The 19138-nt window shown below is 65.3% G+C and carries 19 protein-coding genes; 12 read left to right on the top strand and 7 right to left on the bottom strand.

From position 1 onward, the window contains the following. Positions 1–117: 117 nt before the first annotated feature. The 5 genes from NG698_RS00900 (at position 118) to NG698_RS00880 (ending at position 5817) form a co-directional block, all read left to right on the top strand. On the top strand, positions 118–1266 hold the full coding sequence (locus tag NG698_RS00900) for a 5-(carboxyamino)imidazole ribonucleotide synthase (protein ID WP_252607899.1): 1149 nt from the start codon (positions 118–120) through the stop codon (positions 1264–1266). Beyond that, a complete protein-coding gene (purE, locus tag NG698_RS00895) occupies positions 1263–1841 on the top strand; it encodes a 5-(carboxyamino)imidazole ribonucleotide mutase (RefSeq protein WP_058929643.1) in 579 nt (192 codons plus the stop codon). The genes NG698_RS00900 and purE overlap by 4 nt, the downstream gene beginning before the upstream one ends. Before the next feature lie 10 nt (positions 1842–1851). Further along, positions 1852–3501 carry an LCP family protein gene (locus NG698_RS00890; RefSeq protein ID WP_252601011.1) on the top strand — a complete coding sequence of 550 codons (1650 nt, stop codon included), beginning with the start codon at positions 1852–1854 and terminating at the stop codon, positions 3499–3501. A gap of 87 nt (positions 3502–3588) precedes the next feature. After that, the gene (gene manA / locus NG698_RS00885; RefSeq protein ID WP_252607815.1) at positions 3589–4839 is read left to right on the top strand and encodes a mannose-6-phosphate isomerase, class I; all 1251 of its coding nucleotides are present in this window, start codon (positions 3589–3591) and stop codon (positions 4837–4839) included. Between the two features lie 3 nt (positions 4840–4842). Then, positions 4843–5817: a lipid II:glycine glycyltransferase FemX gene (locus NG698_RS00880; protein WP_252607814.1), complete on the top strand. Its 975-nt coding sequence runs from the start codon at positions 4843–4845 to the stop codon at positions 5815–5817. 152 nt (positions 5818–5969) lie between these two features. On the opposite strand, the gene NG698_RS00875 is transcribed toward NG698_RS00880, so the two are convergent. Continuing rightward, positions 5970–6407 (bottom strand): putative endonuclease domain-containing protein, encoded by a 438-nt coding sequence (locus tag NG698_RS00875; protein WP_252607813.1) that lies wholly within the window; start codon positions 6405–6407, stop codon positions 5970–5972. Between the two features lie 472 nt (positions 6408–6879). Next, a complete protein-coding gene (glpX, locus tag NG698_RS00870; RefSeq protein ID WP_252566698.1) occupies positions 6880–7902 on the bottom strand; it encodes a class II fructose-bisphosphatase in 1023 nt (340 codons plus the stop codon). A 192-nt stretch (positions 7903–8094) separates the two neighbouring features. Between glpX and NG698_RS00865 the strand changes: the two genes are divergently transcribed. From NG698_RS00865 to NG698_RS00850, 4 genes are all read left to right on the top strand, one after another. Beyond that, entirely contained in the window at positions 8095–8802 is a 708-nt protein-coding gene (locus tag NG698_RS00865; protein WP_252602355.1) for a DUF4245 domain-containing protein, read from the top strand. A 9-nt stretch (positions 8803–8811) separates the two neighbouring features. Continuing rightward, positions 8812–9426 (top strand): carbonic anhydrase, encoded by a 615-nt coding sequence (locus NG698_RS00860; protein ID WP_104060993.1) that lies wholly within the window; start codon positions 8812–8814, stop codon positions 9424–9426. 76 nt (positions 9427–9502) lie between these two features. Continuing rightward, positions 9503–10924: a class II fumarate hydratase gene (locus NG698_RS00855; RefSeq protein ID WP_252602357.1), complete on the top strand. Its 1422-nt coding sequence runs from the start codon at positions 9503–9505 to the stop codon at positions 10922–10924. Between the two features lie 228 nt (positions 10925–11152). Next, on the top strand, positions 11153–11812 hold the full coding sequence (locus NG698_RS00850) for a TetR/AcrR family transcriptional regulator (RefSeq protein WP_252607812.1): 660 nt from the start codon (positions 11153–11155) through the stop codon (positions 11810–11812). Between the two features lie 112 nt (positions 11813–11924). On the opposite strand, the gene NG698_RS00845 is transcribed toward NG698_RS00850, so the two are convergent. Further along, on the bottom strand, positions 11925–12482 hold the full coding sequence (locus NG698_RS00845; RefSeq protein ID WP_252602361.1) for a prepilin peptidase: 558 nt from the start codon (positions 12480–12482) through the stop codon (positions 11925–11927). Between the two features lie 59 nt (positions 12483–12541). Between NG698_RS00845 and NG698_RS00840 the strand changes: the two genes are divergently transcribed. Then, entirely contained in the window at positions 12542–13336 is a 795-nt protein-coding gene (locus tag NG698_RS00840; protein ID WP_252602363.1) for a hypothetical protein, read from the top strand. Positions 13337–13408: 72 nt separating this feature from the next. Next, positions 13409–14056 (top strand): GNAT family N-acetyltransferase, encoded by a 648-nt coding sequence (locus NG698_RS00835; protein WP_252607811.1) that lies wholly within the window; start codon positions 13409–13411, stop codon positions 14054–14056. 317 nt (positions 14057–14373) lie between these two features. On the opposite strand, the gene phoH2 is transcribed toward NG698_RS00835, so the two are convergent. Further along, complete coding sequence (gene phoH2, locus NG698_RS00830) at positions 14374–15804, bottom strand: RNA 5'-3' helicase PhoH2 (RefSeq protein WP_252602367.1); 1431 nt, start codon at positions 15802–15804, stop codon at positions 14374–14376. Positions 15805–16044: 240 nt separating this feature from the next. Then, positions 16045–16806: an isoprenyl transferase gene (locus NG698_RS00825; protein WP_252602442.1), complete on the bottom strand. Its 762-nt coding sequence runs from the start codon at positions 16804–16806 to the stop codon at positions 16045–16047. A gap of 154 nt (positions 16807–16960) precedes the next feature. Between NG698_RS00825 and trhA the strand changes: the two genes are divergently transcribed. Continuing rightward, on the top strand, positions 16961–17683 hold the full coding sequence (gene trhA, locus NG698_RS00820) for a PAQR family membrane homeostasis protein TrhA (RefSeq protein ID WP_240484314.1): 723 nt from the start codon (positions 16961–16963) through the stop codon (positions 17681–17683). 39 nt (positions 17684–17722) lie between these two features. Here the strand turns inward: trhA and NG698_RS00815 are convergent, their stop codons facing one another. Further along, the gene (locus tag NG698_RS00815; protein WP_252607810.1) at positions 17723–18082 is read right to left on the bottom strand and encodes a hypothetical protein; all 360 of its coding nucleotides are present in this window, start codon (positions 18080–18082) and stop codon (positions 17723–17725) included. 114 nt (positions 18083–18196) lie between these two features. Next, a complete protein-coding gene (gene mca / locus NG698_RS00810) occupies positions 18197–19102 on the bottom strand; it encodes a mycothiol conjugate amidase Mca (RefSeq protein ID WP_252602371.1) in 906 nt (301 codons plus the stop codon). Positions 19103–19138: the final 36 nt, after the last annotated feature.

Raw genomic sequence — 19138 nt, 5'->3', positions numbered from 1 at the left:
TACCCGAAAAGCGGGCCCTTCGACGTCCCAAAGCCCGGATCCGGTGAGCTTTTCTGTAGGCTGGCATATGTGACTTTTCCAGTAATCGGCGTAGTTGGCGGCGGCCAACTCGCGCGCATGATGGCTCCGGCCGCTACCGCCCTTGGCTTTGAACTCCGTGTCCTGGCTGAGGCTGAGGACGTTTCAGCCGTGTCTGCTGTGTCCACTTCACCGGTGGGTGACTACAAGGACCTCCAGACTCTCCTCGACTTCGCGGCCGGCCTGGATGTCATGACGTTCGACCACGAACACGTCCCCACGGACCACCTCCGCGCGCTTTTGGCCGCCGGCGTGAATGTCCAGCCCGGTCCGGACGCCCTGCTTAATGCCCAGGACAAACTGGTGATGAGGGCTGCCATCGACAGCCTTGGGCTCCCAAACCCCATCTGGGCTGCTGTCGCTGACGTCGCCGCGCTCGTGGACTTCGGCGAAGAAACGGGTTGGCCGGTTGTCCTCAAGATGCCCCGCGGCGGCTACGACGGAAAGGGCGTGCGGATCATCGACTCCGCCGAGGCCGCCGAAGAGGCTGCTCCGTGGTTCGAGGCCATGAGCCCGCTCCTCGCCGAAGCCAAAGTTGAGTTCAGCCGCGAACTGTCCGCGCTGGTGGCGCGGACCCCGGGCGGCGAAGCGAGAGCCTGGCCGGTGGTGCACACTATCCAGGTGGACGGCGTCTGCGACGAAGTCATCGCCCCTGCCCTGGACATCCCCCGCGAGGTCGCCGCGGCTGCGGAAGACGCGGCACTGCGCGTCGCCACGGAACTGGGCGTCACCGGAGTCATGGCGGCGGAACTCTTTGAAACACCGGGCTCCGGCGTCGGCTTCCTGATCAACGAACTCGCGATGCGCCCCCACAACACCGGGCACTGGACCCAGGACGGTTCGGTTACCAGCCAGTTTGAGCAGCACCTGCGGGCGGTCCTGGACCTGCCGCTGGGTGCCACCGACATCCTGGGCCCGGTAGTGGTCATGAAAAACTTCCTGGGCGGCGACAACCAGGATCTGTTTTCCGCCTACCCGGCCGCCCTCGCCAGCGAGCCGGCCGCCAAGGTCCACTGCTACGGAAAATCAGTGCGTCCGGGACGCAAGATTGGCCATGTCAACCTCGTAGGGACCTCCACGGATGATGTGGACTCGGTCCGGCAACGCGCAACCCGGGTGGCGGCCATCATCCGCGACGGCCGGGTTCCCACCGAAGAATCAGCACGGATTTCCGAGGAGAACGCATGACCACCGAAACCACCACCGGCACCGTCCCCCGTCCCATCGTTGGGCTGGTCATGGGCTCAGACTCGGATTGGCCGGTCATGGAGGCCGCCGCGGATGCATTGGCTGAGTTCGGCATCCCCTTTGAAGCCGATGTGGTCTCCGCACACCGGATGCCCACCGAAATGATCCGGTACGGCCAGACCGCCCACGAACGCGGGCTGCGCGTCATCATCGCGGGCGCCGGCGGAGCTGCCCACCTTCCCGGCATGCTGGCAAGTGTGACTCCCTTGCCCGTTATTGGCGTCCCGGTCCCGCTTAAGACCCTGGACGGCATGGATTCCCTCCTCTCCATCGTGCAAATGCCTGCCGGCGTTCCCGTAGCCACCGTGTCCATTGCCGGTGCCCGGAACGCAGGCCTGCTAGCAGTCCGGATCCTCGCGTCGGGCACGGACGAACTGGCAGCCACGCTCCGTGCCGACCTCCTGGACTTCGCCCAGGAACTCAACGACGTCGCCACCCGCAAGGGAGCCAACCTCAGGCAGAAAGTCAGCGAAGTCTTCGCCGACGGCAATGGTGTTCTCCGGGGCAGCCGTTAAGGAACCGGACATGTCCAGAAGCGAACCGCAGCAGCCAGCAACCGGCAAGGTCATGACTGATCCCGTCCGGTATCCGACCAGCGCCTCAGCCCCCGTCCGGACCAAACGGGGCTTTGCCCTGGTCCTGATGACCCTTCTGGTGCCCGGCAGCGCCCAGATTGTGGCCGGCGACCGCAAGCTCGGCCGTATTGCCCTGCGCGTCACCCTGACCGCCTGGGCTTTGCTGGCGGTCACCCTGCTGCTGCTGGCCGTGAACCGGTCGCTCCTGATCAACATCCTCACCAATCAGTTTGCCTCGCTGGTGATCATCCTCGTCCTGGTGGCCCTGGCGCTCGGATGGGCGTTCCTGTTCATCAACACCCTCCGGCTGATCCGCCCCGTGCTGCTGGCACCGGCGGCGCGTCCCGCCGTCGGCATTGCCCTGGTCCTGGCCCTGGTCCTGAGCAGCGGCACCCTTGGGTATGCCGCGTACCTGCTGAACGTGAGCCGCAACGCCATCGGCAGCATCTTCGCGGGGGGACCAGAGATCGATCCCGTCGACGGCCGCTACAACTTCCTGATGATGGGCGGTGACGCCGGCGACGACCGTACAGGCAGGCGCCCGGACAGCCTGTCCGTACTCAGCGTGGACGCAAAGACCGGCCAGACAGCCATCATCTCCGTGCCACGCAACCTGCAGAACGCCCAGTTCAGCGAAGGCTCGCCCATGCGGGAGATCTACCCGGACGGCTACGACTGCGGCGACGCGTGCCTCATCAACGCCATCAACACCGAAGTGACCAACGAGCACGCGGACCTGTATCCGGGTGTAGCGGACCCCGGTGCGCAGGCCACCCTTGAGGCGGTATCGGGAACCCTCGGAATCACGGTCCAGGCCTACGTCCTGGTTGACATGGAGGGCTTCGCCAAGCTGATTGACGCCATGGGCGGGATCCGAATCAAGGCCGGCGGCTGGGTTCCGATGAGCGGCTACTTCGACGAGGTTACCCGCACTCATGGCATGCCCTTGGGCTGGATTCCCGCCGGTGAACAAACACTCGATGGCGACCGCGCACTTTGGTACGGACGCTCGCGCGAATTCGTCGACGACTACGCCCGGATCCAGCGTCAGCAGTGTGTCCAACAGGCCATGCTCAAACAGCTGGATCCGGCCACGCTGGTGTCCAAATTCGAGGACATCGCCAGCGCAGGCACCAAAGTGGTGGATTCCAACATCTCCTCCTCCCAGCTGGGCAGTTTCGTGGATCTCGCCATGAAGGCCAAAGGCCAGGAAGTCAAACGGCTGACCATCGGGCCACCTGATTTTGACGCATCCTTCTCCACCGTGCCCGACTTTGACATCATCCACGAGAAGGTGGACCAGCTCCTGGCCTCCGCGTCGGGGCAGCCCCAGGCTGCCACGCCGGTCGACGGCATCTTGCAGCCCGCCGCGGCCGGCGGACGGCTGCAGGCGTCCTCGCAACTGCCCACGGCTGCGTTCCTGGCAGCCGGGGGAGTCCGCGCGCAGACTGCCCCGCCGTCGTCGGACTTCACGCCGGTGACCACAACGCCCGACGGCGAGCCGATCACCGAGGCGATGCTGAACCAGCTCAAACGCGAAGGCAACGAACAGGCGCTGCGTGAACTCGTGGCCACCAACGGCCAATGCGCGCCGCTCTAGGCCCGCTGGGCCGTCGCCTGGAAAACCCGGCCGCAGCACGTGACTGCAAGACTACGTAGACCTGAAGACCAAGAATGGATACCGGCTGTGTACGAAATTGAAAACGTCCTCCGCGACTACGCCTGGGGATCCACAACCGCTATCGCCGGGCTGCTGGGACGCCCCGAGTCCGGTCGTCCCGAAGCCGAACTCTGGATCGGCGCCCACCCCGGCGCCCCTTCAATGGCCCGCCGGGTGGACGGCTCCGTGGCACCGCTGGACGCCTTGATCGCCGAAGATCCGAACCATTTCCTGGGCAGCGAATCTGTGGCCGAGTTTGGCCCGCGGCTCCCGTTCCTGACCAAGATCCTTGCTGCCGCGCTGCCGTTGTCCCTCCAGGTCCATCCCAGCATCGACCAGGCCAAAGCCGGATTCGCCCGGGAAAATGCTGAAGGCATTGCGCCCGATGCCACGCACCGCAACTACCGCGATGACAACCACAAGCCCGAAATGATCTTCGCGCTGACACCGTTCGAAGCGCTGTGCGGGTTCCGTTCTCCGGCAGCAACCCGGAAGATTCTGCTCCACCTTGCCGCCTGCTTCGACCTGGTGGAAACCGGGATCCCGCCCCTGCTGGTGGAGCTGCTCGAGGTCCTGGACAACCCGGACGAGGGTGCCGGCCTCAGGACTGCCTTCGAGCGGCTGATCAAGGGCGGCGAAGACGTCTCCCGCACGACAGCGATGGTGGCGGCCGCCCTGATCTCCGGCGCTCCGCTGGCACCGTACCAGGCAGAACTGTCCACGGTCATCAGCCTCAACGAGAAGTACCCGGGTGATCCCGGTGTGCTGATTTCGCTGCTGCTGAACAGGATTTCGCTGGCCCCCGGCGAGGCCGTCTACCTCCCCGCGGGCAACGTGCATGCCTACCTGCATGGGTTGGGTGTTGAAGTCATGGCGTCCTCGGACAACGTGCTCCGCGGCGGGCTGACGCCGAAATACATCGATGTGCCCGAGCTGCTGCGGACCATCGAATTCCAGCCGGTGGCAGTCCCCATGCTCACGCCGGAAGTGTCCGGCCTTGGCCAGGAGCTCTACCAGCCGCCCTTCCGGGAGTTCCAGCTTCAGCGGATCGAACTGGCACCCGGCGCGGAGCCGGTGCCGCTGGCCCAGGCGGGTGCCGTCGTCGTTATTGTCGTTGCCGGATCGGTGTATCTCGATTCGCCCAAGGGCGACCTGCAGCTGGCCCACGGGGGGAGCGCTTTCCTTCCCGCCGCGGAAGCACCGGTCAATGTCCACCCGGTGGCCGGTGCCGAGTCCCCTGCCGTTGCCTTCGCCGTGACCACATCCCTGAAGGCCTGAGCCGTGGAATTCTTCCTGCAGACGCCTGCCTGGGCGGATGTCCAGTCGTCGCTTGGCCGCACAGTCCATCAGCAGTCCGGCCCGGGCTGGAGCTTCCTGGCCGTCGAGGAGAAAAACCCGGCCGGAAAGGTCCTCTACGCCCCCTATGGGCCGGTGGCATCCTCCGCGGAGGCGTTCGACGCCGCCCTGGCCGCCCTGGTGGGAACGGCCAGATCGTGCGGCGCTGTGTTTGTCCGGATTGAGCCGGTGTCCGCCGGGCTTGAGATGCCGGCCGCCGCGGAGCTCAGCCTGCGCGGCTTGCAGCCGGCACCCGTGAACCAGCAGCCTGAACTCAGCTGGATCGTGGACCTCGAAGGTGACTTCAAGGATGTCCTCGCCGCGATGAAGCCCGTGAACCGGAACCTCTACCGGAATATCCACAAGAAGGGCGTCACGTTCCGGGCGTCGCAGGACCCGGACGACATCAGGATCCTGCTGAACTTCCTGCACATGACATCTCGGCGGAACGGGTTCAAGCCGCAGAGCGACGCGTACCTGACGCAGGTGGCGGCCTCCCTCATGCCGGCAGGCGCTGCGACGCTGTTCATCGCCGAACTGCACGGCGGTCCCATCGCAGCGGCCTTGGCCTACGATTCCGCGGACACCCGGACTTATGCCCACGCAGCCCTGGATGATACGCACCGCAAGCTCAGCGCGGGCATCCCGCTCCTGGTGACCCTGATGGCAGATGCCAAGGACCGCGGCCTGAAACACGTGGACCTGTGGGGTGTCGCGCCCGCGGACCAGCCCAGCCACAAATGGGCAGGTTTCACCGCGTTCAAGAAGTCCTTCGGCGGCCGCGAGGTGGCGTACCCCGGCACCTGGGACCTCCCGGTTCAAAAGCTCCGGTACAACGCGTACCAGCTGGCCCGCAAGCTGCGCGACAAGCTTCGCGCCCTCCGCTCCCCCTCCGCGCGCCCGGCGCGAACGGACACTTAAGCCCCTCACCCCCGCGCGAACTGGCAGCTAATACACTCAAATCCGCTGTTTGGGGTCATCAACTGCCAGTTCGTTCCCACCCGGTGAGGGCCGACGAACCGCTCAGGACCGCCCGCACTTTTTTGACGACGAAGGGCCGATCCCCTTCCAGATCACTCTTCTGGACACGGATTTCTCGCCAGCCCATCTTCAGTCAGGCCCTGCCGCTTGATATCGCGGCGGTACTGGTCAGGATCACGGTGGTGGGCGCCGTCATATTGCAGTGCGATCCGATACTCCGGGTAGGCAGCATCCGGCCAGACCACAGGGTGACCCAGCCCGTTGCGGAGCACAGCATTCAATGTCGGTTCGGGAAGTCCGGCCTGTACCAGTGCCAGCCGCATCAAGCTTTCGGGTGCCGAGTCCGCCCCCACCCTGATCAGATCCAAGGCTAACCTCGCCGTTTTCACCCCGCGCATTCCCGGATACTGACCCACAATGTGCCTCAGGTCGGCAACAGTTGCCAGCGGCTTCCGTGGCATCGGGAAGTCATCTCCATGGCTGACGACAATGGAGTCACCGGCCGCGACAAGATCGTTGAGGTCCAGCATGGTGGCCAGGTACGAGCCGGTGACGTGAGCCGAACGCCGTCGAACGATATGACCTCGCCGGGTTTGAACGACAACTGGTGACCCACAACGTTCCTGCGGCGCGGCTTGCAGCCGTCTGCAGGACGGGCTATGTGGATCCTCCAGTCCTGCTCCAGCCAAGCCGGGAGGCATACTCCGCAAATTCGCGCGCTGGTGGAGTGCGTCAGGACGCAACTGGGGTCAAGGCGGCCTCAGCTGTCTCCGAGTGAGGCCCAGGACCTCTACATCGGCAACAAGAAATGATCCGTGCGGGAGCTGAGGAGGCATGGGCGTCCGGGTCATGCTCCATTGTGGACCGATTCCGGCCTGCGGTTTGCGTTATCCACAGGCTGAGTTACCTGCTGAAACGCGAACTGGCAGCTGATGACGCCAAATCAGGAATTTGGGGTCATTAGCTGCCAGTTCGCGCAGGGTACGCGGGGTGAAGAACCTGCTAGTTCTTGCGGGCGTAGCCTTCCCACTTGCTGGCCTGGTGCTCACCATCAACGAAGCGGATGGTGCCGGACTTTGAACGCATCACGATGGACTGCGTCAGGACCTTGTCCTTGGAGTAGCGAACGCCCCGGAGGAGGTCGCCGTCGGTGATGCCGGTGGCCGCGAAGTAGCAGTTGTCGCTGGACACGAGATCGTTGGTGGACAGCACGCGGTCCAGGTCGTGGCCAGCGTCGATGGCCTTCTGCTTCTCGTCGTCGCTCGTGGGCCACAGGCGGCCCTGGATGACGCCGCCGAGTGACTTGATGGCGCAGGCAGCAACGATGCCTTCCGGCGTGCCGCCGATACCCATGAGGGCGTCGACGCCGGTGCCGGAGCGGGCTGCGGCGATTGCCCCGGCGACGTCACCGTCCATGATGAACTTGGTGCGCGCACCGGCTTCGCGGATCTCTTCGACCAGGGGGCGATGGCGGTCGCGGTCAAGGATCATGACGTTGAGCTGGTTGACCTTCACGCCCTTTGCCTTGGCGATCAGGTGCAGGTTCTGCTTGACCGGCAGGCGGAGGTCCACCATGTCGGCGGCTTCCGGCCCCGTGACGAGCTTTTCCATGTAGAACACCGCGGACGGATCGAACATGGAGCCGCGCTCAGCCACGGCGAGGACTGCCAGCGCGTTGTTGATGCCGAGGGCGGCCAGGCGGGTGCCGTCGATCGGGTCCACGGCAACGTCGCACTCAGGACCGGTGCCGTCGCCAACGTGTTCGCCGTTGAACAGCATGGGGGCTTCGTCTTTTTCGCCTTCGCCGATGACCACAACGCCGTTGAAGTGGACCGTGTGAAGGAAGGAGCGCATGGCGTCAACGGCCGCGCCGTCCGCCTTGTTCTTGTCGCCGAAACCAACCCAGTGGCCGCCGGCGATGGCCGCGGCCTCGGTGACGCGGACAAGCTCAAGGGCGAGGTTGCGGTCTGGCTCGTCGATGCCCACGGCCAGGGAGGGGGAAATCGTAGAGTACTGCTGGGTCATAGGCGCTGGTGACACGTGAACCTCTTCTTCGAGTGGCGATCATTGGACCCGCGCGGCCGGATTCAGCCGGTGCGGTGATTCCTCTGGTACTGATCATAGTCGTGGCGGCGCCGTCGGGGCGTGGCATGACGCAGTCCTGCAACATGGGCCCGGAGTCCCCCGCCCTCCCCCGACTGTGAGTTGCGCGTAAACATGGGCGACTATAGAGGGGTGAGTGAAAAGCAGGAAAAGACCAGCCCCGGGCCCGACCCCTCCGAATCCGGAGCAAACGGCGACGGCGCAGGCACTGCCGAAACAGCCCCCGTCCGCCCAGTAATCCCGGCCGCCGCGGCGAAGCGCGCCAATGCCTCCGTGATCGGCATGATCGTTGCCCTGGTGGTCAGCATCGCCGCCTTCCTGCCCATCATCCTGATGAACCCCCTCCCCAAGAGCGACGGATTCCGCCCGAACATCGACGTCGGCGCAGTGGCCCGGAACGCCACGGATGTGGCGGGATTCACACCCGTAACACCGGACACCGGCAAGTCGTTCACGTCCAACTACGCCCGATGGGAGTCGGGCAGCGGCAGCGGCGTTCCCACGTGGGAAGTTGGCTACCTGACACCAAACGAGTCCTTCATCAGCCTAGTCCAGACCCGCCAGTCCAACCCCACCTGGCTCGTCCAGCAGACCAAGAGCGCTCCCGTGACGGGAACGCGTGCGGCGGGCGGACAGGACTGGGAGCTGCGTGACACCGGCAAAGGCGAGAAGAGCATGGTGCTGAATTACCGCGGAACCACCGTTGTCCTGACGGGAAGCGCTCAGCTGGACGAATTCGCCGAACTCGCCACCGCCGTCGTACAGTCCATGGACGCCAACCCGGCCGTCACAGTTTCACCGTCAGCCAGCACCGCCCCGTAAAGTAAGCCCGTGGCTACCTACCTGACCCCTGCCCTTGCCTGGCGCCGCATGCGCGAAGGCAACGAACGCTTTGTTGCCGGCGAATCGTCGCACCCGAACCAGGACGCGTCCCGCCGGTCGTCGCTGGTGGAAAACCAGCACCCGTTTGCCGTGATCTTCGGCTGCTCGGACTCCCGGCTCGCCGCGGAGATTATCTTCGACCTCGGCCTGGGGGACGCCTTTGTGGTGCGCACCGCCGGCCAGGTGATTGACGACGCCGTCCTGGGCTCCCTCGAGTACAGCATCAGTGTGCTGGGGGTGCCGCTGATCGTGGTGCTGGGACATGACAGCTGCGGCGCCGTCAGTGCCACCAAGTCCGCAGTGGACACCGGCAACATGCCGGTGGGCTTTATGCGGGACCTGGTGGAACGCATCACGCCTTCTGTCTTGACGTCCATGCGGAACGGCGAGCACGAGATCAACGACATGGTGGTGGAGCACGTGAAGCAGACGTCCAAGCGCCTGGTGGACAGCTCCCGTGTGATTTCGGCCGCAATCGAGGACGGCCGCGCCGCGGTGATCGGCCTCTCGTACAGCCTCGCCGAGGGCCACGCCAACGTGGTTTCCGGGATCGGCGAGGTCTAGGCCCAGCCCGAATCAGTGCCCGTAGCATGCGGTTCACGGTTTTAGTCCGGGCCCCCGATCGCCCTAAGCTAGCCCCATGACTTCCACTGAAGAATTCCGCATTGAACACGACACGATGGGCGAAGTCCGCGTCCCCGTGAACGCCCTGTACCGTGCACAGACGCAGCGTGCAGTTGAAAACTTCCCCATCTCCGGCAAGACCCTGGAACGCGCGCACATCGAGGCGCTGGCCCGGGTCAAGAAGGCTGCCGCGCAGGCCAACGCAGAACTTGGGGTGCTCGACGGCGAGCTGGCCAAGGCGATCGCTGCGGCTGCCGATGAGGTAGCTGCCGGCAAGTACGACGGCGACTTCCCCATCGACGTCTTCCAGACCGGTTCCGGCACGTCCTCGAACATGAACATGAACGAGGTCCTCGCCGAGCTGGCCACGCGTGCCCTCAAAGCCGCCGGGAGTGACAAAGTTGTCCACCCGAACGACCACGTCAACGCCTCACAGTCCTCCAACGACGTCTTCCCCACCTCGGTCCACGTCGCCGCCACCTCGGCCCTGATCAACGACCTCATCCCGGCGTTCGTCTACCTGGCCGAGTCGCTGGAACGCAAGGCCGTGGAGTTCAAGGACGTCGTCAAGTCCGGCCGCACCCACCTCATGGACGCCACCCCGGTGACGCTCGGCCAGGAGTTCGGCGGCTACGCAGCCCAGGTCCGCTACGGCATCGAGCGCATCAACGCCGCACTCCCCCGTGTTGCCGAAGTTCCGCTCGGCGGCACCGCGGTGGGCACCGGCATCAACACCCCTGCCGGCTTCCCGGAACGTGTCATCGAACTGCTCGCCACGGACACCGGCCTGCCGCTGACCGAGGCCCGCGACCACTTCGAGGCCCAGGCCAACCGCGACGGCCTCATCGAAGGCTCAAGCCAGCTGCGCAACATCGCGATCTCCTTCATGAAGATCAACAATGACCTCCGCTGGATGGGCTCCGGCCCCAACACCGGCCTCGGCGAAATCGCCATCCCGGACCTGCAGCCGGGCTCCTCGATCATGCCGGGCAAGGTCAACCCGGTCATCTGCGAGGCATCCATCATGGTCTGCGCCCAGGTCATCGGCAACGACACCGCCATCGCCTGGTCCGGCACCAACGGCGCCTTCGAGCTCAATGTCGGCATCCCCGTGATGGCCGCCAACCTGCTCGAGTCGATCCGCCTGCTGGCCAACACCAGCCGCGTCATGGCGGACAAGATGATCGACGGCATCACCGCCAACGTGGAGCGCGCCCGCTTCCTGGCCGAGGCCTCCCCCTCGATCGTGACTCCGCTGAACAAGTACATCGGCTACGAGAACGCGGCCAAAATCGCCAAGAAGGCAGTGGCCGAGGGCCTCACCATCCGTGAGACCGTCGTCGCCATGGGCTTCCTGGAGCGCGGCGAGGTCACCGAAGAGCAGCTGGACACCGCGCTGGACGTTATGTCCATGACGCGCCCGCCGCACAAGGCATAGGTCCCCACCGCCTCCCTTGCATCGCTCCGCTCAGCCAGGGAACCCTCCCCGCTACCTCCCCAATCTCGCAAGCTCGATAGGGGCCCCTCGGTAGCGTGGGCCCAGACGGCGGTGGCCCCTTTACGAACGACGGCGGCCGGCACCTTCCCCACGGAAGGCGCCGGCCGCCGTCGTGCGTGGCGCTTGCCTTTTTTGCACTCTCAGTGGTTTAGTGCAAAACTTTACTTTGTGGAAAATAGTGCAAACATCGACGGCGGCCTCCGGGAACGCAAGCGCCAGCAGACGCGCCAGGCTGTCACTGCCGCCGCGCGCTCGTTGACCGCGGCCAAAGGGCTCAACGGCTTCACGGTCGAGGAAGTCTGCGAAGAGGCGGGCATCTCCCGCCGGACGTTCTTCAACTACTTCCCCACCAAGGAAGACGCCATCCTCGGCCATCACGACGACGAGCACCCCGGCGAACTCATGGCCGGCTTCCTGGCCGGCGGCGGCGAACCGGGAACCATCTCCGAATCCCTCCTGGCCGACCTCATCCAGCTCACCCAGGACATCTGGGCGGCGAAAGTGGACTCCGAGTCCGCCACCAATGTCCGCCAGCTCATCGCCGCGATCAAAAAAGAGCCGCAGCTGGTGGCAAAGATCGTCGGCATCAGCGCCGAACGCGAGGCCGCATCCCGCCAGCTCATCGCCCAACGTGAAGGCGTCCCCGCCGATCACCCGGTAGTGGTCATGGCCGTCACCGCGATCACCGCCGTAGCCCACCACGCGCACGGAACATACTTCTCGGCGTCGAACACCCGCAGTTTCCCGGAGCTGCTCCTCGAAGACGCCCGGGCCCTCAAGACCCTGTTCGCGCAGAACCTCCCCACCACCTCCAAAGGATCATCATGACCACCACCGTCGGTCCCAAAGCGGCAGCCGGCCCGCTGCTGCTGACCCAGAAACGCATCTGGATCATCTTCTCGGCGCGCCTGCGGACCGGGGCCGCAAGTGTCCTCTCGCGCTAAGCGGGCAGGAGCATGGCGGCAGTGGCGCCGGCGAGCATAAACGGGCCGAACGGGATGGAAGACTTCAAGGTGCCGCGGCGGGCCGCCAGCAGGGCCATGGACCAGAGGCCTCCCAGCAGGAAAGCTGCGAAGGTCCCGGCAAAAACGTGCCCCCAGCCGAGATAGCCAAGGTACATCCCCAGGACGCCGGCCAGCTTCACGTCGCCAAAGCCCATGCCGGGCGGGTAAACCATCCGCAGGACAAAATAGAAGGCCCACAGAACCGCTCCCCCCGCCAGGATGCGCAGCGCCGGGATCCCCAGGAGCTCGGCGGCACCGTCGGGTGACCCCACGAGCGCGGCAGGACCGGCGATCACGTGCACCAAGGCCGCCGCGAGCAACAGGACCCCCGCCACACCGTAGGACGGGAAGACAATCCGGTTGGGCAGCAGATGGTGGCGCACGTCGATAACCGTGAGGCGGACTGCCATAACAAAAAAATAGGCACATGCGGCCAGCACCAGCCAGAACGCCAGCGGGGTGGCATCCCACAGTCCATCGAGTCGTCGGATCACCCCTCGGATGCTACTGGATTCGCGCGCCGCACCGCAGAGCCCACGCGTAAACTGTGGATATGTCGACATGGGACACCAGGCGCCGGCCGGATCCGGAGGGCAGCGCCGACGCTGCGGATCTGAGCACCATGTTCCGGAACCTTTGCCGTTCTTCCCCCTGGAAGTGGCAGTCCCTGCGCTTTGAATACTGGGATGAACCGTTCACCGACGTACCGGACCCGTCCGCTCCCCTGGTCCGCGCCTGGCTGCGCCGGCCCGGGGCGCTGCGCCTGGAAACCGCCGACCGGCTTGTCCTCCACAGCACCACCGGCATCAACGATTCCAAGGACGGGTTGTACGTCAGCGCCACCCGGAAGTCCTGGCTGCTGCCGCCCCACCTGGTGGCGCCCGTTTACGACGACGGCGGCCTGGTCAGGCGCCGGCCGGAGGCAGCATACGGCGAGCCGGGCTTCGGGAACGGCCGCTTCTCGGCTGCCCTTGATCCCGTGGAACTCGCCGGGAGCGCCCCTGTCCCCATCGAGTTCCCGGGCACCAACGCCGTGGACGTCGACGCCGTGCGCCGGGTCGAACACGAGGGCCGGCCGGCGCTGGAGGCAACCGTGACGCCTACCGCGTCCTACCGGCCCGCGGATCCTGCCGCTCCGCTCTGCCTACCCGGCAGCAACCGGGTGCGGATCGACGTGGAAACCGGCGTCTGCGTGGCCAGCCAGTCACTCGAAGCGGCAACCCCGGATTATGGGCATTGGATCCGGATCCTCGCGGTGGACGAATACATGCTGGACGACCTGTTCGTGGCGGAGTCCATGAACCTTACGGACGTCCGCCGTCACATCGCATGGGACATCCGCACCTGAGCGCGGGTCCTGCTCCCGCCATCACCGGCGTTTGACAGACTCCCGTGGCCCGTCCTGGGCTAGGCTTCCCTGATGACCGCGCTGACTTCCATCTGGCCCCTCGTCGGCCTCGAGTTGACCACACCCCGACTGGTGCTGCGTCCCATCGCCGACGCCGACATTCCCGCCGCAGTTGCAGCGGCCGCCAGCGGAGTCCACGAACCCGGCCGGAGCCCCTTCAGCACTCCGTGGACGGAACTGCCGGCGGAGTCCTTAGGGCACAACATGGCGCAGTGGTACTGGCGTTGCCGCGGCCAGGCCACACCCGAGGACTGGACCCTGCTCCTTGGCATCTGGTACCAGGACGAATTCATCGGCTGCCAGGACATCGGTGCCAAGGACTTTGCCACCCTCAAGACCGTCAGCACCGGCTCCTGGCTCAAGCAGTCCCTCCACGGCCAAGGGCTCGGCACGGAGATGCGGGCCGCCGTCGCGCTTTACGCGTTCGACTGGCTCGGCGCCGAAGTGGCCGAATCCGAAGCCGCCGCCTGGAACGCCGCCTCCCTGGGCGTGTCCCGCTCCCTCGGCTACGAACTCAACGGCACCAACAGGCAATCCTGGGGCGGCAAGGCCGTCGAAGTCCAAAAAGTGCGCCTCACGCCCGCAACCTTCAAACGCCCCGACTGGACCCTCCAAGTGAAGGGCCACGAAGCGGCAGCCAAGTTCCTCGGCGTCGGCTGAGGGTGGTTGGGTCCGCCAGGTAGAGGTCCTTCGCCGTCGCTTAGACACGACGCATAGGGGCTCCGCCGGTCGCTAAGCGACCTCTGGGCCCGATGCGCCGCGATGCGCTCCTACGCGAAGAACCCCCACCTGACGTGTGCGCCGGTCACCGCCGTTCAAGGAGGGCCGCGGGCCTTCTCGTAGGAGCGCATCGCCGACCAAAGCGGCGCGAAGGTCGCCCAGCGACCGTAGCAAAGCGGCGGGAGGTGTCTAAGCGACGGAGAAGGGCCGTGGCCCGACGAACGGAACCACGGCCCCTCACCTAACGGAACGCAGGTCTAGATTTCGGCGCCTTCGAGGAGCTCTGTTACCAGGGCTGCGATCGGTGACCTTTCGGAACGGGTCAAGGTGATGTGGCCGAAGAGGGGGTGTCCTTTCAGGGTTTCGACGACGGCGGCGATACCGTCGTGCCGACCGACGCGCAGGTTGTCACGCTGGGCGACGTCGTGGGTGAGGACGATCTTGGAGTTCTGGCCGATGCGGCTCATCACGGTGAGGAGGACGTTCTTCTCGAGCGACTGGGCCTCGTCGACGATCACGAAGGCGTCGTGAAGGGAACGGCCGCGGATGTGGGTCAGCGGCATGACCTCGAGCATGCCTCGGTCCATAACTTCCTCCACGACTTCCTGGCTGACCAGGGCGCCGAGCGTATCAAAGACCGCCTGGGCCCAGGGGTTCATCTTTTCCGACTCGGAGCCGGGCAGGTAGCCAAGTTCCTGTCCACCCACGGCGTAGAGCGGACGGAAGACGATCACCTTGCGGTGCTCGCGGCGTTCCAGCACGGCTTCCAGACCGGCACACAGGGCCAGCGCGGATTTGCCGGTGCCGGCCCGTCCGCCAACCGAAACGATTCCGACGGCGGGGTCCATCAGCATGTCGATTGCGAGCCGCTGTTCCGCCGATCGTCCGTGGAGCCCGAATACGTCCCGGTCCCCCTTGACCAGCCGCACCTGCTTGTCAGCGCCCACCCGGCCCAGGGCTGAGCCCCGGTTGGAGAGGATCACCAGCCCGGTGTTGACCGGCATTTCCGCGGCCGCGGGAATGAAGACCGGCTCGTGGCCGTACAGGGTGGAAATTTCTTCCTCGCTGGCTTCCACCTCCGCGACGCCGGTCCAGCCCGAATCCTTCACGAGCTCGTTGCGGTATTCGTCGGCAGTAAGTCCCATGGCGGAGGCCTTGACCCGCATGGGGAGATCCTTCGACACCACGGTGACGTTCCGGCCTTCATTGGCCAGGTTCTTGGCCACAGCCAGGATGCGGCTGTCGTTGTCTCCGCTGCGGAAACCCAAGGGGAGCACGTCGGCGGAAATGTGGTTCAGCTCCACCAGGAGGGTGCCGCCCTCGTTTCCGATGGGGATGGGTTTGCTCAAGCCACCGTGTTTCACCCGGAGATCATCGAGCAGCCGGAGCGCCTTGCGGGCAAAATAGCCCAGTTCGGGGTCGTGCCGTTTCCCCTCAAGTTCCGTGATGACAACAATCGGAACAATGACTTCGTGCTCGGCGAAGCGCAGCAGCGCCCGTGGATCCGAGAGCAGGACGGAGGTGTCAATGACGAACGTGCTAATGGTGGCGTCCCTTCCGGAGACAGCAAAACCGGCCGCAGATGTTTCGTCTGCTGCACCGGTTTGTGAGGTGGCTCGCGTGGCGCGAGAGGTAGCTTTCTGTCCCTGGTCAAAAACGGCTTCGGGCAGTTGTTCAGAATTAGCCACATCGACTCCAGCCCCGGGCACGCCCGGAATTGTTATTGGTGAGGCGGCTCGGCCTGGAGGCCGGGTCCGGCCTCCCATACAACCGGTGCGAAATTCGCTCCATGTACTGGCCTCCCCGATCAGCCGGCGTATTTGCCTGCTGATGGATATAACGTAAATCCCTGCCCAGTAATTTCCGGTGCCATCCGTCGGCGATTCCTGTTACCGGCTTGTGAATTCCGGATGAACGGACCGGCCGGATCAGGTCCCGAAGCGCCGCTGCCTGCCGGCGTAGTCCCGAAGGGCGCGGAGGAAGTCCACTTTTCGGAAGGCGGGCCACAAGGCCTCGCAAAAGTAGAACTCGCTGTACGCGCTCTGCCACATCAGGAACCCGGACAGCCGCTGCTCCCCGGAGGTTCTGATCACCAGGTCCGGATCCGGCTGGCCGCGAGTGTAGAGGAAACGGGAAATATCGTCCACGGACAGGGTGTCAGCGAGCACCGAAATGTCAGAGCCCTTGGCGACGGCGTCGTGAAGCAGCTCCCGCACGGCGTCAACGATTTCGCGGCGTCCGCCGTAGCCCACCGCAACGTTGACGTGGATCTTTTCGCGTACCGGAGTGCGGGCAGTGAGCTTGTTGAGCCGTTCCGCCAGGTAGTCGGGCAAGAGCTCGGGGGCGCCCATGGCGTTGACCGAGATGTTGGCGTCATCGTCCAGGCGGTCCAGGGTGTTGGCAATGATCCCCATCAGAAGGTCCAGCTCCTCGCTGGACCGGCTCATGTTGTCCGTGGACAGCATGTAGAGCGTGACCACCTTGACCCCAAGCTCCTGGCACCATCCGAGGAATTCATGGATCTTGTCCGCGCCGGCCTGGTGGCCCTGGCTGGTGGGTGCGTTGAACTGTTTGGCCCAGCGGCGGTTGCCATCCACCATCACGCCGATGTGATTGGGAATGCGGCCGCCGGCCAACTCGCTGAGCAGCCGCCTCTCGTAGAAGCCATAAAGGAACCCGCGCAATTCCACGAGGAGACTCACCTGACTTCCGTTGCTGTTCGACGGCATTGCACATCCTAGGCTACCGTCCGGGACCGGGACCGGCGTGACGGGACGTTCCCGGATGACCTGCCATGATTGTTACCCATGAGTAACTTATCCAAAGAGAGGATATTCTGAAGCCATGAACAGCCAGACTCCTGACGGCCCCCGCGCGCCCTCGGCGGACCACGGCCACAGCCCCTTGAACGACGCCGCCGTCCGGCTGGCCGAGCTCCTGATGATCAAGCCCAAGTGGCGCGGCTGGATCCACACCGTCACGGCTCCGCTGGCCCTGGCAGCGGGCCTCGTCCTCGTGGTCCTCGCCCCCACTACGGACCGCAAGATCACCTCGGCCATCTACGCTGCCACCGGCGTCCTGCTTTTTGGCATCAGTGCCATCTACCACCGCGGCAACTGGTCTCCGGGCGTGAAGATTGTCCTCAAGCGTCTGGACCACACCAACATCATGCTGGTCATCGCCGGCAGCTATACTCCCCTGGCCTGGTCGCTGCTGGAACAGCCCAAGGCGGTCCTGCTGCTCTGGGTCATCTGGTCCGGGGCCATTCTGGGCGTGCTGTTCCGGCTGCTGTGGACGGACGCGCCGCGCTGGCTGTACGTGCCCATCTACATCGCCCTGGGCTGCGGGTCGCTGTTCTACCTGCCTGAGTTCTTCGCGGCCAGCGTCCCCGCCGCCGTCCTCATCTGTGTGGGCGGCGTACTGTACATCACCGGCGCCGTGTTCTACGCGCTGAAGAAACCCAACTTCAGCTACGAACACTTTGGCTTCCACGAACTGTTCCATGCCCTGACGGTTCTGGCCTTCGCAGCACATTTCACGGCGATCGCCATCGCAGTCCTCAGCTGAACTGTCGAGGCCGATAGGAACGCGGGGGTCCGGCCCGCTTCAGTCGCGGGGCTGGGGCCGGTCGGCGGCCTGGCCGCGACCGTTGTCTTCGAGGCCTGCCTTGTCGCCGGACGCATCCGTGTCGCCGGCAACACCGAGGCCGTCGTGGCCGTCCGCAGCTTCAATGTCCGCGGCCTCGGCCGCTGCCTGGCGTTCCTCTTCCACCTGCGCCCGGTAGCGGACGCGGCGGATGCGGCGGACCATGTCCACAATCAGCAGCGTGGTGGCCAGCACAAAGAAAGCCGTCATGATAAAGCCCCACAGGCCCGGGGTGATCTGGTCCTCGGAGATGCCCTCACGCAGGCCGGGCGTCGGCAGCGGTGAGGGCGTGGTGGTCAGGGCGAGGAGCAAGTGGTGCACGGTTCAAACCTTCTGTGGAAACTGATGGGCAGCCAGCCGGGGATTCCGGAGGCGGGTCCGCGGGGTCCGGACCAGCCCACTGCTTTTCTACACGGCATAGAATATGCTGCCGCTCTATCTTAGCCCGGCGAAAAGGTCCTTTTCGGGCAATTCCGCGGGGACCCTGGACTCGATCAGGGAGTAGTCTTCCCACGGCCACACGCGGCGCTGCATCTCGGCCGACACGGCAAAGAAGAAGCCCAGCGGATCAACCTGCGTCCGGTGCGCGCGGAGTGCGTCGTCGCGGGCCTCAAAAAAGTCCCCGCAGTCGATCTGCGTGGTGGTGGCATGGGCACCCTGTGGCGGGGTGTGGCCTTCCGCGTCCGTTTCCAGCCACGCGGCCAGCCGCTGGGCGTACGGGGACTGCAGGCCTGCTTCCTCGAGGGCAAAATGCAGTGCGCGGAACCGGTCCGGGCTGAAGGCCCTGTCGTAATAGAGCTTGCTGGGTTCCCAGGCCGCTCCGGCGTCGGGATACCTGCTGGGGTCACCCGCAGCCGCAAATGCCTCCACTGCCACCCGGTGCGCCATGATGTGGTCCGGGTGCGGGTATCCCCCGTTTTCGTCATAGCTGACGATCACCTGCGGCTTGAAGTCCCGGACCAGCCGCACCAGCGGCGCCGCGGCGCGCTCCAGCGGCTGGACGGCGAAGGATCCGGCAGGCAGCGGCGGCAGCGGATCGCCCTCGGGCAGCCCGGAGTCCGTGAATCCCAACCAGCGCTGCTGGATGCCCAATACCTTGGCCGCCTGGTCCATTTCCAGCCGGCGCGCCCCGGCCATGTCCCGCTTGGGATGCGGCTCGGCTTCCACGGCAGGGTTCTGGATGTCTCCGCGGGATCCGTCGGTGCAGGTGGCCACCATGACTTCCACTCCGGCGGCGGCGTACATGGCCATGGTCGCGGCACCCTTGCTTGACTCGTCGTCCGGGTGAGCATGCACGGCTAGCAGCCTCAGCGTTGCCGGGGTATTGGTGGACGCTGTCATCGAGGACGGCTCCTTATTCTTCTGCGGCTGCTGTGA

Source organism: Pseudarthrobacter raffinosi (genome assembly GCF_023913735.1).
In the GTDB taxonomy this organism is placed as follows: Bacteria; Actinomycetota; Actinomycetes; order Actinomycetales; family Micrococcaceae; genus Arthrobacter; species Arthrobacter raffinosi.
The sequence above is the reverse complement of the archived record's forward strand: the minus strand, read 5'-3'. Positions and strand labels throughout refer to the sequence as shown.

Coding starts and splice junctions, on each gene's coding strand:
- NG698_RS00865 (WP_252602355.1), top strand. CDS start 8,095: ATGGGCGACTATAGAGGGGTGAGTGAAAAGCAGGAAAAGACCAGCCCC.
- NG698_RS00900 (WP_252607899.1), top strand. CDS start 118: ATGATGGCTCCGGCCGCTACCGCCCTTGGCTTTGAACTCCGTGTCCTG.
- NG698_RS00875 (WP_252607813.1), bottom strand. CDS start 6,407: ATGCTGGACCTCAACGATCTTGTCGCGGCCGGTGACTCCATTGTCGTC.
- glpX (WP_252566698.1), bottom strand. CDS start 7,902: ATGACCCAGCAGTACTCTACGATTTCCCCCTCCCTGGCCGTGGGCATC.
- mca (WP_252602371.1), bottom strand. CDS start 19,102: ATGACAGCGTCCACCAATACCCCGGCAACGCTGAGGCTGCTAGCCGTG.
- NG698_RS00890 (WP_252601011.1), top strand. CDS start 1,852: ATGTCCAGAAGCGAACCGCAGCAGCCAGCAACCGGCAAGGTCATGACT.
- trhA (WP_240484314.1), top strand. CDS start 16,961: ATGAACAGCCAGACTCCTGACGGCCCCCGCGCGCCCTCGGCGGACCAC.
- NG698_RS00855 (WP_252602357.1), top strand. CDS start 9,503: ATGACTTCCACTGAAGAATTCCGCATTGAACACGACACGATGGGCGAA.
- NG698_RS00835 (WP_252607811.1), top strand. CDS start 13,409: ATGACCGCGCTGACTTCCATCTGGCCCCTCGTCGGCCTCGAGTTGACC.
- purE (WP_058929643.1), top strand. CDS start 1,263: ATGACCACCGAAACCACCACCGGCACCGTCCCCCGTCCCATCGTTGGG.
- NG698_RS00840 (WP_252602363.1), top strand. CDS start 12,542: ATGTCGACATGGGACACCAGGCGCCGGCCGGATCCGGAGGGCAGCGCC.